The following is a 12,629-nucleotide window of genomic DNA, read 5'->3' as shown; positions in this document are numbered from 1 at the left end:
ATGCAGGTCAATTTAAGTGGAAAATCTGTTTTACTTGGCGTTACAGGCAGTATCTCTGCATACAAAGCATGTGACCTTGCCAGACTTTTTGTAAAAGCAGGTGCCCAAGTACATGTAGTCATGACACCCAGTGCAGAACGTTTTGTCTCCGCACTGACCTTTGAAGCGCTGACAAGAAACCCTGTGCTGACAGAAAGCTCTGAGAGTTGGAGTTCTGAACTCAACCACATTGAGGTAGGAAAAAAATGTGATGTATTTATCGTTGCTCCTGCTACTGCAAACACACTCAACAAACTGAGTAAAGGATTAGCAGACAATATCTTAACGCAAACTGCCCTTGCTTATGCAGGGCCTATGCTTGTGGCTCCCGCAGCAAATACGCAAATGCTTAAAAATCACTATACAGTAGGCAGTCTTAAAATGCTTGGGGTAAACGACTATACGATCATAGAACCGCAAGAGAAAGTACTTGCTTGCGGTGATGTAGGGTCTGGCGCGTTAGCTGAGCCTTCAGAGATCTTTTTTGAAACAGCCAAAACTCTTTTAAAAGAAGACTTTTGGGAAGATAGACGTATCGTTGTTACAGGGGGCGGCACAAGAGAAAAGATAGATGAAGTACGTTACCTCTCTAACTTCTCTTCAGGAAAAATGGCAAAATCTCTTTGTCTCTCTCTTTACCTCAAAGGTGCTGATGTCTGTTATATTACTACTATGGGGAATGAAGGGTTACCACAAAGCATTTATACCATCGACATTGAAGATACACAAGAACTTTTAGAGTATACACAGGATGCTATCCGCGTAGCTAAAAAGGGGAAGATGAGTAAACCTTCTATGAACAGCACTGACAGACATCTCATACAAAAAGAGCCTTATCTCTTTATGGTAGCAGCTGTATCTGACTTTACGCCTAAGTTTCCACAAGAGGGTAAACTCAAAAAAAGTATGCTGGGTGAAGCATGGAACCTCGAGTTAAAACAGACCGAAGACATACTTGCTTCTCTGGATAAAATGGATATCAAAACCGTTGCATTTAAAGCTGAGATGGATGGTGAGCAGGGTTTAGAACATGCTCAAGCACTTCTTGAAGAAAAACATGTAGATGCAGTCTGTTACAACCTATTGAACAACAGTGAAAGTTTCGGCACTTCTGATAATGAGATCACTTTTATCACCAAAGGGAAGCAAACACCACTGGGCAGAGCAGATAAACTGACTCTCTCTGACAAAATACTTACTGAAGCAAAGGCACTTCTTCATGAGTGATACCTCTCTTAAACATCTTGCCATTATAATGGACGGCAATGGCAGATGGGCAAAAGAACGTGGATTAAAACGTACCAAAGGTCATGAAAAAGGTGCTGAGACAATACGTGACATTACAACTTATTGTGCCAATCACCCTACCATAGAGACGGTGACTTTTTACGCTTTCAGTACAGAAAATTGGAAACGTCCTAAGCTGGAAGTAGAATTTCTGATGAAATTACTTGACAGATATCTTAAAAATGAACTTTCTACCTACCAAGAACAGAAAGTTCGATTTAAAGCCATTGGCAATATAGGTGCATTGTCCAAACCTTTGCAAAAACGTATTGCTCAGACAGAAGAACTCACGAAAACAAACACTAAACTCATACAGGTGCTTGCCCTGAATTATGGTGCTCGCGCAGAGATCACAACTGCGGTGAACCAACTTATAGCAGAGGGTAAAAAAAGTGTTGCAGAAGAAGATATCTCTTCAGCACTTCAAACACCTTATGCTGATATAGATCTACTCATACGTACCAGTGGAGAAGAGCGTCTTTCCAACTTTCTTCTATGGCAACTGAGTTACTCTGAATTCCACTTCACTCCTACACTTTGGCCTGACTTTACAGCCAGTGAGTTAGATGACATCATAAAAGACTTTAAACAACGTAGCAGACGCTTTGGAGGTGCATAATGCCAGAAACCATCTTAATAGAAATAGCTCTCATAATATTTATCTTTGGGACAATGATAGGCTCTTTTTTAAATGTGGTGATCTACCGCATACCGAAAGATGAAAGCATTGTCTTCCCTGCATCAAAGTGTCAAAGCTGTCAAACCAGTCTTAAGTGGTACCATAACATTCCTATCTTTTCCTGGGTTTTCCTAGGTGGTAAATGTGCTTTTTGTAAAGAGAAAATATCGGCGCAATATCCTATCGTTGAATTTCTTACAGGTGTTATCTTTGTATCCCTCTACTTTAAGTTAGATCTAGTCTGGTATCTTCCTTTTGTCGCAGCTTCTTTTGCTGCATTACTTGCCTTGATCATGATAGATTTCAAATATATGGCGGTACCAGACAATGTAAACTTTGCTGCACTCATTTTTGCTCTGGTCCAGCCAGAGTTTTTAAACGGACTGATATATGCAGCTATCGCAGCAGGGGGGCTTTACCTTATAGGTTTACTCTCTTCTTTTCTTGCCAGAAAACAGGCTATGGGTGGAGCAGATGTTATTGTTGCAGGAACAATGGGTGCTCTACTGGGTTTTCCTAACTTTTTTGTAGCAATTTTTCTCTCTGCTATCTTAGCTATGATTCCTGCACTCATCTGGAGAGATAAAGGTGTACCCTTTGTACCTTTTTTGGCCTTAGCCACATTTATAGTTTATCTTTATAATGCAGAGGCTGCACAACTATTGGAGTTTATTATCTATGGTTAACGTAAAAGGGTACATTTCGTCAAATTTCACCAAAGCATTTTTGACTATATTTCTACCCTTTTTTCTTATCATTTCACTTGTATATCTTGTTAAGATAGCTTCACTTACGGCACAGATACAAATAACATTTGCTGAACTGCTCACACTTTATTCTTACTCTGTACCAGATATTATGTTTTATACCTTACCGCTCTCATTTGTTGCAGCTTTGGCCAACGTTCTTATGAAACTTTCACAGGACAATGAGCTTATTGCACTCTATGCATTAGGACTTAAAGCGAACAAAGTACTTAGAAGCCTACTCTTGCTTGGTCTACTCTTTTCCCTACTGCTGACATCTATCTCTTTTTTAGCTATGCCACTCAGCAAACAGTTTTATAAATCATTTAAAGCATCTAAAAGATCAGAAGCCAAACTCAATATTGTAGCCGGAAAACTAGGTCAAAAGTTTGGGAACTATTATATCTATGTAAAAGAGAAAGAGAATGATATTTTTCATGATATTGTTATCTACAATCGTACCAACAAAAATGAAGAGCAGTTTTTCTCATCACAAAAAGGAAAACTCAATAAGAAAAATGGCAGCACCTCTCTTTTACTCAATGATGGTTACGGTTATACCTACTCAGAGATCAAGCTCCAACAAGCCAAATACAAAACCCTTGAAGTCTATGATACCAGCAGGAAGCAAAATTTCCATTTTGAAACTATTGTCACATACTGGAGTAAAGCAAAAGACGATCCAAAAAGGATGCGTAGAATTCTCTTCTTTATTTTCCTGAGTCTCATACCTTTGCTTTCAGTCTATCTTGTGGCATCTTTTACCATGATCAATCCCCGATATCAAACAAACCGTTCATTTATTGTGATCTTTGCTACAACATTACTATTCTATATGCTGGCATCCACTTTACAAAAGTGGGGAAATTATGCGATCTTGCTTTTTTTCATACTCGCAGTTTTTCTCTTAGGTAAATGGCTCTTTGCAAAACGAGTAGCAAGATACTTCTAATGGAAAATTTTTAATGGATATTTATCTATGCGTGTAAAAGCAGTCATTGCCTATGATGGAAGTGTATATCAAGGTTTTCAAAAACAAACCACTACAGATACAACAGTCACAAATGATATAGAGAAAGCTTTACGCTCTTTGCAGATAGACTCATCTATTATAGGAAGTGGACGTACAGATGCCGGTGTACATGCAACTGGACAAGTGATACATTTTGATCTACCGGAATTTTGGTCTGACCTTGACAAACTAAAACTGAATCTCAATAGAAAACTAACCCAGATACAATTCAAACATATCTCTAGTGTTTCTAATGATTTTCATGCACGTTTCTCCGCGAAAAAAAGACTTTATCGCTATGTATTCAAAATACAAAACCCTTCCGTATTTGAACAGAAGTACATCTCATACTATCCAGAGTTTGATGCAACTCTACTTACACAGGCTTTGGAACTCTTTGTAGGAGAACATGACTTTGATCATTTTCATAAAACAGGTACTGTTACCCATACGACCGTAAGAGAAATCTATAAAACTAACTACATACAACGAAACAACTATCATTATATCTATTTTCAGGCCAATGGTTTTTTACGGTCACAGGTAAGGATGATGGTAGAAGCTGCAATGCAGTGCGCTAGAGGCGATATGACCGTAAAACAACTCAAAGAGCAAATAGAGTGTCAAGAAAAGCATACTACAAGGCTTGCTCCTCCTGAGGGACTTTATCTGGCTAAGATCAACTATTAATCGTTTTTCAACCTCATTCTAATATCCTCAATATTCGCTTTTTCTTCTAAAGTATCACAACAAAAATCATCTTGCTCTGATAAGCTATGTATTAATGCAAAAGGTTTAGCTCCATTATCTTCAATAAGATCAACGATCATACATTTCATGTTTACAAACGGTTCCGCCTCATAGATAACAAATGTATACTCTGTATCGTCAAGTCTATCTAAAAACTCATGATCATCAGTAACAATATCCATATTATATTCTAGGTTTTTCAATATGCTTCCATAGAGATTTGCAATTAATGACATGGAGTGATAGACTAAAACATCAGATTTCCTTTTTGGCTTAACAACTTTTTCAACTTCTACTGCTGCTATTACCTCTTCTTCACTCTCTGAAATTTCGGCAACATTATCACTACTCTGCAGATCTACATTTTCATTTTGTATGTTTTCATCTATTTGTTGTATGCTCTCCCATGTATCTAAAGTGTCATCATAAGCCTCTTCATCAATACTTGCTTCACTCTTAGTAACATTGTCTTTCTTCTCTTCTATCTCTGTTTTCTCTATAACATTTTCTATAGGTTCTTCTTTATTTCCAACAATCTTATGAGGAAAATACTCATGGATTAAAAATCTTAATTGCTCTAATTCAATAGGTTTAGAAATATAATTATCCATACCTTCATTTATGTATTTTTCTCTGTCACCTTCTAAGGCATTTGCTGTTACAGCAACAATAGGGACATGATGTTTACGATGTTTTTCTTCAAATTCCAAAATCTTCTTGGTTGCTGCAATACCACCCATCACAGGCATTTGAATATCCATAAATATAATATCATACTCATTTCCTTGACGAAGTTCTAAAGCTTCTTCTCCATTATTAGCAAGTGTAACATCCAATCCAAGCCCATTTAATACATTTTGAATTAATTTTTGATTGATAGCATTATCTTCTGCTACCAAAGCATGTATATTTTCAAATCTCTCATTACTTTTATTCAATTCAACTTGAGGAGTTTTACTTTTATCTGTATCTTCATTTACAATCTCAAGAGATTTTAGTGCTTTAGTAAGGTTGATAGGCTTATAAAAAACTCTATCAATTTTATCTTCCAGCCCTTCTATATTTTCTTTTAGGTCACCTGTTGTTACAACTACAATTTTTGTATCAAGATTCAGATATTCTTCAAGTTCATTTGCTCTTTTGCAATATCTATGATTGATAAATAAAATATCTGGTAAAGAAGATTTTCTCAAACTGAGTAATTCATTTCCTGTATAAACAGTAAACTCTGCACCAGTATATTCAACATACACCTTAAGGTTTTCATTCATCGCTCGCTCAATACTCTTATCTGGAACCATATAGCCCACATGAATGCCGCTCATATTTGCTTTCTCTCTTGCCAAACTCTGTTCTGCTTTATTCAGGTTTAATGTAAAGAAGAAAGTTGAGCCTTTATCCTCTTCACTCTCTATATCCAGTTTACCACCCATAAATGAGACGAGTTTTTCAGAAATAGCCAATCCTAATCCTGTTCCTCCAAACTTTCTACTTGTACTGACATCAGCCTGAGAAAATGCATCAAATATTGTAGCTTTTTGCTCCTCTGAAATACCAATACCACTATCTTTAACAGCAAATTTAAGCGTAATATCTTGATCTGTTTCGGCAAGCTTTTCTATAGAAACATCTACATTACCTGTTATACTCGTAAATTTAATAGCATTACTGATAAGGTTCACAAGGATTTGAGATATTTTAGTAGGATCACCCATAAGTGTAGAAGGGAGATCCGGCTCAATATACACACCAAGCTCAATATCTTTTTCAGCTGCTCTTGCAGCATAAGTCTCAATAGCTGACTCAAACTTCTCAACAGGATCAAATGGAATACTTTCCAATTCGATCTTATCTGCTTTTATTTTAGAAAGATCAAGTATATCATTTACAATGGTCAACAGGTTATCAGAGCTATGTTCAATCACCGTAATAAACTCTTCTTGTTCTGCAGTAACATCTGTCGATTTAAGCAATTGTGTAAAACCGACGATACCATTTAGAGGTGTTCGAATTTCATGAGACATATTTGCAAGAAAAAGATCTTTTGCTTGATTTGCTTCTTTAATGGTTTCAGTCAGGAATTTATATATCTGATTTATTTCTCTATTGTCAATCAAGATCTTCAACTCTTTTTGCTGTTCCAAGTTAAGTACTGCCTCAATATCTTTTAACGTATCTTCAAACAGTTGTTTATCTTTGTTAATATTGGAATAGATCACAAACAAAACAAGAAGAAGGAGTAAAGTAAAGAGAACACCCATTCCATATTCTGTCATGATCTCTTTACTTTGGGAAACTTTATCTTCTGTATGTTTATTCATAGTTGATTTAAGTACACTCTGTGCCAAGGCAATATAGTTCATCTTTTTTTCAACCTGAGTAAACCATTCATTGGTTGCAACAGAGTATTCTCCTGTCTGTGCCCCATAAAGAATTTGTACACGCTCATTAGAACCGATCTTACTAAACTCTTCTGGGGTAAGCAATGCATTGAGTTTTGAAACAATAGCTCTATTTTGTAAGGCATTAAACTCCGGAAGTGTATCATTCACTAAAAGAGCATCCCAGAATACCAGGTCTTCATTAGTCATTTTCCTTGAACCGCTTAGGACAAAGAATATCCCCGTATTTTCCAACTCAATATTCTCTTTAAGTTCCGTAAAACTTGTATACGTTGACAAATAACTTTTCATATCCATAGATGCATCTTGTGCTGATACTATTTTCATAGCCCCCACAAGCGATTTGAAAATTTTATCGTGATAAACTTCAAAGAAAACATTCTTATAGTCTGAACTCAAAGTATCTACTTTTGTTCTTGCATGCTTTAAATTCTCCGAAACAGCATTTAGCCTTTTACTGTATGTTTTAAATTTTTTATTAGCATTCATATAAGTATTTAATTCAATAATAGCACTATCAACAGCAACTCTTGCTTCTTTTACTTTATCAAATCCTATCTTGCCTTCTGTTCCCATATAGATAGCACTGTAAAGTCTCTCTTGTGCTATCGTATCAAGAACATTATCCATCTCTTCAATAAAATATGTACTTTGTGTACTGTTTCGTGTAGATTCATACTCAGTATAAGATGTATAAGTATAATAGGAGAAGAATGCCAATACAGCCATAACCACAACGATAAGAAGGTTAAAGATATTTTTATTATTTATAATTTTCATTTTCAATCCTTCTTATTGGTTTTTACTGTGATGAAGTGCTATCTGGACAACAACATCTTCCATATAGTCAACTGAAGTAAACATAAGTTTAGGGATAAACAGAGTTTCTGACTGATCAAAAAAGCTCTTGTTTGCCTTCCATGACTCATTCATTTTTACCTGTGCCTTCTGGAATTCAGCAGGATATGTGTAATTATTTATCTGCGCGATGTTTTCTTCTAATTTAGTTATTGACTCCTGCATCTGCTCTTTATTTGTAGGATTGCTAAATCCTACATGAAGAGCCATATAGTACTTGGTAACTCTTTCCAGAAGATATTCCATCTCTTTTGTCACCATCAGCATTTTTTCTTCATCAGAAAAATCATACTTGTGTGCATTCGCTATAGAGTCAGCTCCTTCAAGAAGCGTTTCACTGTAATCAAGCATCAGTGCTGCTCTTTCTTTATCCGCTTTTTCATTGAATATCTGCTCTATCTGGTCTTTACTGTACGCAAGAAATTCAAGGATATCTTTTGTATCAGTATCTTTTGTCGTCGTTGCGATAATCCTAAAATTGTCATTTAACTTATCTAGTGCTCTCTCTAGACCCCGCTTTACTTCCACTTTATTTTGATTCTTGTAGAAGAAAAGATAATCTTTAACCATCTTTTGACTAAGGTATCTAATATTCTCAGAAGCCTCTATAACCTTAATATCCCCTCTGGTTGCAGCAATGACCTTTTTTACTTCTTCTTTAGACATTGCAAACTCAATTTTCTCTGCTGTAAGCAATGTTGTATTCACTTCTTTCTTATCAACCTTAGCTTCAGCAAAGAGTCCTACTCCCACTACAAGAAAAAATACATAAAATATCTTCTTCATCATTTCCCCTTATTTATATAGCTCCACATAAAGCCCTGTGATCTGATTCATCTTTTTAGTAATATTGTCCGTAGTATTGAAAACAATTAATGGTAATCCACCCTTTTCAATATTAAGATAGAATTTGTATACGATTTTCCAAAGTCTGTCTATTTCATTGAGTTTTCTGTTGATCTCCGGTGTATTTGCTGCGTTCACCATAAGTACTGCATGAGATTCACTAAACGTTGCTACTGCTGCTTTCATCTGGTCAATTGTATTCTTATCTTTAATCCCAGCTTGGTATGCAATATAATATTTGGCAATACGTTGTGCAAGCATACGCTGCTTACCAGCTTGTCCTACGATTTTAGACTCTTGTATCTTAACCGTCTCTTTTAATGAATCAACTACATATTGACTACCTTCCAGCATAGACTCACTTAAATCTATAACCAATTGAGCATTGTCAAGTGTAAACTCTTCATTTGCTGTTGATTCAAAGTCTTCCGTACTCATCTCAACAAAAGCAAGAAGATTTTTAATATCAGGATCATTAATAGACTTAACAAGTACTTTATGAGACTCGATAAGCTCAGCAAGAGAACTTTTAAGCTGCTTATTCGCCTTGGCAGGTGCGATCTTTTTACCGGCATAAAGATAATCTTTAGCAATACGTTGAGAAAGCATTCTTTGTTTACCTGCCATATCTATCAACTTTACTGTATCTGATATAACTACCGGATCAGATGAAGCTGAAGGTGCTGTATTTACTTCTTCTGCTATAGAAACCTCTGACAATACAAATATTGCCACTACCGCCACACTTATGTTCTTAATCATTTTATTTCTCATCCTGTCTTCCTTTTATTTAGTTTCTAAAGCAACATATTTTTGTGTTGCACTATTCATATTCACAAGAATATCATTTGATTTCTTATATATCAGTGTTGGAACAAATTTTGATTTGGATTTGCTCATCATTTCAAAAAACATAAACGACCTCTTGACTTTTGCTAAAAGTGTTTTGATTTCATCGGTATTCAGACTTGACTTCTCCAGTTCAGCCAATGAAGTTTTAAATAGCTTCATTGCATCATCTAACTTAGTTTTAAACTGAGGATCTTCCACTTCCCAAACTTTCAACATATACAAGCTTGCCATTCTTTGCGAAAGCATTCTCTGTCGTCCTGCTTTATTCACAGTTTCTCCTGATGCCTTTCCTGACTCTTTTGCAAAAAGTTTTGTAGTGTCATCTGCTGCTTTAAGAAGCGCATCTAGATCTACTTGAAGTTTTTCTACCTTCTCTTTGCTTGGTGCTTCCGAGAGTGTTTGCTTGAGTGGCGTCCAAAGTGCTTCAACTTTTTCTATACTCTTTTTGACTTCATCACTCTTAGTATAAGCTGCAAGAGATTCCATATGGTCCTGGAAGTCACCAGATATTTTTTTAAGATCCTCTCCCGGCTTACCAAAAGTATTTCCCATACCTACCATTGCATAATCTTTTAACATACGCTGCGTAAACATTCTTTGCTTACCTGCTATGTCAACTGCGTGTGTAGGGCTGGTTATTTCTATTGCTGAGGCTGAAGTGGCAAGTATTGAAACTGTTGTCAGGCTCATTTTTATTTTTTTTACTATCAATCTATCTTCCTACTTTTCTTGTGCGGCATAGAGTCCTGTTGCCGTGTTCATATCTTTTAACATTTCATTTGACTTCTTATAAATAAGTGTTGGGATAAACTTACTGCTTGACTTATTCATGACTTCAAAGAATCTGAATGCTTTTCCTGATTTGTTTAAGAGTATTGTAATTTCAGGTGTACTCATTTCTGACTTTTTGAGCTTTTCAAGAGATGTTCTATATAAGTCCATTGCCTTAGTCATCTTTGTTTTAAATTGAGGATCATCTATCCCCCAAACTTTTAACATATAGAGACTAGCCATTCTTTGAGAGAGCATTCTCTGTCTTCCGGATATATTAATAATTTCCCCGGAAGCCTTTCCTGTCTGTTTGGCGAAGAGACCAACTGCTTCATTGGACTGCTTAAGCAGTGCCTCCAGATCTTCTTGCATTTTCCCTGCTTTATCTTTGCTTGGCGGTTCATTTAATGCCAACTGGATAGGATCCCAAAGTACTCTGACTTTTGCCAAACTCTCTTCAGTTGCAGGGTCAGTATTGAACTTTCTAAGTGATGCCAAATGGTTATCGAATGATCCCATTATTTTCTTAAGGTCTTCTCCTGGATTTCCAAAATTATTTTCTAGTCCTACCATCGCATAATCTTTTAACATACGTTGTGTAAACATTCTTTGTTTCCCCGCCACATCTACTGCTACTGAGAGATTTTTTATTTCAATTGCAAACGCAAAACTGGAAATAAGAGAGGGAAGAAGTACAATTTTTATTGCTTTTTTCATAAAATGAGACACTATAAACTCCTTTATACTTAGTGGATAGTAACCACACTAAAATCCATAAAAAAGTCAAAAACATATAGAAGCAGGAGCACATAAACTCTACTGGCAGTTTGGCGATCTCTATACAAGAGACCCATAACTTTCCGTCCCTGCTTCACAACAAGTTTGGCTTTTTCAAATAAACATAGCATATATTACTTATTCTGTTTTATTATACTGCTTGACAACTTTGTTAAGTCTTATAAAACAGTATTTCTAAAATCTAGTTAATCTATAAATTAATAAAATTATTTTCTAAACTTATAATATATAAAACTAACTACTTTTAACAGTATAAACTAAAATTGTCAAAAAAATGTCAAAAAAAATGACATATTTCTGCTAAAATATCTAAAAAATGGAGTATCACAATAAACCATGAAACAATTTGTACTCATATTCTCATTCCCACTCATACTTTTAGCTTCTAATGATGCTGAAACCCTCTACCTTAAAAATGCCTGTAACTCTTGTCATGGTATGTATGCAGAGGGGATGGGAGCTTCACCTAGGCTGCAAGGCTTAAGAGAAGATGTATTGTTACGAAGATTGAAAGATCTGCAACAAGGTAAAACACGTACGGCATTTGGTTCAGTAATGATATCTTTTGCTAAATCATTGGATGAGGACCAAACCATAGAGATGGCAAAGTATCTCTCCACTCTTAAAACAAATGTCAATGAAGATCGTTATGAGATAGAATATGACTCCGCCGGAGATGGCGGATCATAAAGGGTTATTTGAGATAATATGTGACTCCACAATATAGTGGAGTCATACTAAAAATCAAATGCTTAGTGTGTAGCGATCTGTGGCTTTTCTACCTCTTGAGGTATTACTTCTACTTTTACTTCTTCAACTTTCTCTGCTACGGCTTCAGCACTCTCTTTTACTTCTGTTTTTACACTTTCAGGTGCAGCTTCTGCTGGAGCTTCTTTAACTTCAGTTGTTGCCGGTGCAGCTTCTGCCGGAGTCTCTTTAGTTTCGGTTGCTTCTGCAGCTTCTTTCTCTTCAGCTTCCGCAGGTTTATTTTCTTCTTGCAACTCTTCAAGTTCTTCTTTAACATCAAAAAGCTCGCTATCAAGCTCTTGTACCTTTTCAACATTTACACCATATTTGTAAACAAGTTCTCCACCCTCTTTACCTTGTTTCAATATACCTGCCACAAACAAGATAAGAACCAACAGATAAAGTGCCTTCATAAGTCCTCTGCTGATCATCGCAGAGAGTAATTTAAATACCAACACTATTGCAGAAGCTAACATAAGGTATGTTCCAAAAAGCTTATGTTCTTTTACCTCTGTCTGTGCTGCTTCACTAAGTAAAGGGAATGCTTCTTTACCATCTACACTTCCTGTGAGATATGCAGCTACTGCTGCTACTACAGTTAAAATAAGTAAAAAGAAAGATACAACGCCTATAGCTTTCTTCTTTGCAAAAAGGTTAATAAACTCCAACAAGAGAATAATAATTGGCAATGCAATGATAAAATGATCCACTGGCGGGTGCATTAATAGTGGGATATCAAACGGGAGTTCGATCTGTGGTAATTTGATAGCAGGTAATTCCATACTTCAATCCTTTAATTTAAAATTTAGAAAAGTATAACACAAAATTATTTAGTTTCATGT

The 12,629-nt window shown here is 35.9% G+C and carries 12 protein-coding genes and 1 riboswitch; of the genes, 6 read left to right on the top strand and 6 right to left on the bottom strand.

What is annotated here, in order from left to right:
- The 5 genes from coaBC to truA are packed head-to-tail and all read left to right on the top strand — an operon-like array spanning position 1 to position 4,453.
- The gene (gene coaBC, locus ACLHDG_RS03235; RefSeq protein WP_415407556.1) at positions 1 to 1,266 is read left to right on the top strand and encodes a bifunctional phosphopantothenoylcysteine decarboxylase/phosphopantothenate--cysteine ligase CoaBC; all 1,266 of its coding nucleotides are present in this window, start codon (positions 1 to 3) and stop codon (positions 1,264 to 1,266) included.
- A complete protein-coding gene (uppS, locus tag ACLHDG_RS03230; RefSeq protein ID WP_415407555.1) occupies positions 1,259 to 1,945 on the top strand; it encodes a polyprenyl diphosphate synthase in 687 nt (228 codons plus the stop codon). The genes coaBC and uppS overlap by 8 nt, the downstream gene beginning before the upstream one ends.
- Positions 1,945 to 2,691 carry a prepilin peptidase gene (locus ACLHDG_RS03225; RefSeq protein ID WP_415407554.1) on the top strand — a complete coding sequence of 249 codons (747 nt, stop codon included), beginning with the start codon at positions 1,945 to 1,947 and terminating at the stop codon, positions 2,689 to 2,691. The genes uppS and ACLHDG_RS03225 overlap by 1 nt, the downstream gene beginning before the upstream one ends.
- Complete coding sequence (locus tag ACLHDG_RS03220; RefSeq protein ID WP_415407553.1) at positions 2,684 to 3,703, top strand: LptF/LptG family permease; 1,020 nt, start codon at positions 2,684 to 2,686, stop codon at positions 3,701 to 3,703. Before ACLHDG_RS03225 ends, ACLHDG_RS03220 begins: the two co-directional genes overlap by 8 nt.
- Positions 3,704 to 3,730: 27 nt before the next feature.
- Entirely contained in the window at positions 3,731 to 4,453 is a 723-nt protein-coding gene (gene truA, locus ACLHDG_RS03215) for a tRNA pseudouridine(38-40) synthase TruA (protein ID WP_415407552.1), read from the top strand.
- Here truA and ACLHDG_RS03210 read toward each other — a convergent pair.
- The 5 genes from ACLHDG_RS03210 to ACLHDG_RS03190 are packed head-to-tail and all read right to left on the bottom strand — an operon-like array spanning position 4,450 to position 10,959.
- On the bottom strand, positions 4,450 to 7,695 hold the full coding sequence (locus tag ACLHDG_RS03210; RefSeq protein WP_415407551.1) for an ATP-binding protein: 3,246 nt from the start codon (positions 7,693 to 7,695) through the stop codon (positions 4,450 to 4,452). The two genes, truA and ACLHDG_RS03210, sit on opposite strands and share 4 nt — an antisense overlap.
- Positions 7,696 to 7,707: 12 nt before the next feature.
- Complete coding sequence (locus ACLHDG_RS03205) at positions 7,708 to 8,559, bottom strand: hypothetical protein (protein ID WP_415407550.1); 852 nt, start codon at positions 8,557 to 8,559, stop codon at positions 7,708 to 7,710.
- A 9-nt stretch (positions 8,560 to 8,568) separates the two neighbouring features.
- Complete coding sequence (locus tag ACLHDG_RS03200; protein WP_415407549.1) at positions 8,569 to 9,393, bottom strand: type IV pili methyl-accepting chemotaxis transducer N-terminal domain-containing protein; 825 nt, start codon at positions 9,391 to 9,393, stop codon at positions 8,569 to 8,571.
- Between the two features lie 12 nt (positions 9,394 to 9,405).
- On the bottom strand, positions 9,406 to 10,161 hold the full coding sequence (locus tag ACLHDG_RS03195) for a type IV pili methyl-accepting chemotaxis transducer N-terminal domain-containing protein (RefSeq protein ID WP_415407548.1): 756 nt from the start codon (positions 10,159 to 10,161) through the stop codon (positions 9,406 to 9,408).
- A gap of 30 nt (positions 10,162 to 10,191) precedes the next feature.
- Positions 10,192 to 10,959 carry a type IV pili methyl-accepting chemotaxis transducer N-terminal domain-containing protein gene (locus ACLHDG_RS03190; protein ID WP_415407547.1) on the bottom strand — a complete coding sequence of 256 codons (768 nt, stop codon included), beginning with the start codon at positions 10,957 to 10,959 and terminating at the stop codon, positions 10,192 to 10,194.
- 101 nt (positions 10,960 to 11,060) lie between these two features.
- Positions 11,061 to 11,139, bottom strand: a riboswitch (cyclic di-GMP riboswitch).
- Positions 11,140 to 11,376: 237 nt separating this feature from the next.
- Here ACLHDG_RS03190 and ACLHDG_RS03185 point away from each other — a divergent pair.
- Positions 11,377 to 11,730: a c-type cytochrome gene (locus ACLHDG_RS03185; protein ID WP_415407546.1), complete on the top strand. Its 354-nt coding sequence runs from the start codon at positions 11,377 to 11,379 to the stop codon at positions 11,728 to 11,730.
- A gap of 62 nt (positions 11,731 to 11,792) precedes the next feature.
- Here ACLHDG_RS03185 and ACLHDG_RS03180 read toward each other — a convergent pair whose 3' ends face one another.
- Positions 11,793 to 12,569, bottom strand: coding sequence for a DUF2231 domain-containing protein (locus ACLHDG_RS03180; protein ID WP_415407545.1), 777 nt, complete (start codon positions 12,567 to 12,569; stop codon positions 11,793 to 11,795).
- Positions 12,570 to 12,629 lie beyond the last annotated feature (60 nt).

It is taken from the genome of Sulfurovum iocasae, assembly GCF_047716765.1.
Classification (GTDB): domain Bacteria; phylum Campylobacterota; class Campylobacteria; order Campylobacterales; family Sulfurovaceae; genus Sulfurovum.
This window is presented reverse-complemented; position numbering and strand designations above follow the sequence as displayed.

What these genes read in the sequence shown, in the direction of transcription:
- uppS (WP_415407555.1), top strand. Translation starts at nt 1,259, where the DNA reads ATGAGTGATACCTCTCTTAAACATCTTGCCATTATAATGGACGGCAAT.
- ACLHDG_RS03180 (WP_415407545.1), bottom strand. Translation starts at nt 12,569, where the DNA reads ATGGAATTACCTGCTATCAAATTACCACAGATCGAACTCCCGTTTGAT.
- ACLHDG_RS03225 (WP_415407554.1), top strand. Translation starts at nt 1,945, where the DNA reads ATGCCAGAAACCATCTTAATAGAAATAGCTCTCATAATATTTATCTTT.
- ACLHDG_RS03190 (WP_415407547.1), bottom strand. Translation starts at nt 10,959, where the DNA reads ATGAAAAAAGCAATAAAAATTGTACTTCTTCCCTCTCTTATTTCCAGT.
- ACLHDG_RS03185 (WP_415407546.1), top strand. Translation starts at nt 11,377, where the DNA reads ATGAAACAATTTGTACTCATATTCTCATTCCCACTCATACTTTTAGCT.
- ACLHDG_RS03200 (WP_415407549.1), bottom strand. Translation starts at nt 9,393, where the DNA reads ATGAGAAATAAAATGATTAAGAACATAAGTGTGGCGGTAGTGGCAATA.
- truA (WP_415407552.1), top strand. Translation starts at nt 3,731, where the DNA reads ATGCGTGTAAAAGCAGTCATTGCCTATGATGGAAGTGTATATCAAGGT.
- coaBC (WP_415407556.1), top strand. Translation starts at nt 1, where the DNA reads ATGCAGGTCAATTTAAGTGGAAAATCTGTTTTACTTGGCGTTACAGGC.
- ACLHDG_RS03195 (WP_415407548.1), bottom strand. Translation starts at nt 10,161, where the DNA reads ATGAGCCTGACAACAGTTTCAATACTTGCCACTTCAGCCTCAGCAATA.
- ACLHDG_RS03205 (WP_415407550.1), bottom strand. Translation starts at nt 8,559, where the DNA reads ATGAAGAAGATATTTTATGTATTTTTTCTTGTAGTGGGAGTAGGACTC.
- ACLHDG_RS03220 (WP_415407553.1), top strand. Translation starts at nt 2,684, where the DNA reads ATGGTTAACGTAAAAGGGTACATTTCGTCAAATTTCACCAAAGCATTT.
- ACLHDG_RS03210 (WP_415407551.1), bottom strand. Translation starts at nt 7,695, where the DNA reads ATGAAAATTATAAATAATAAAAATATCTTTAACCTTCTTATCGTTGTG.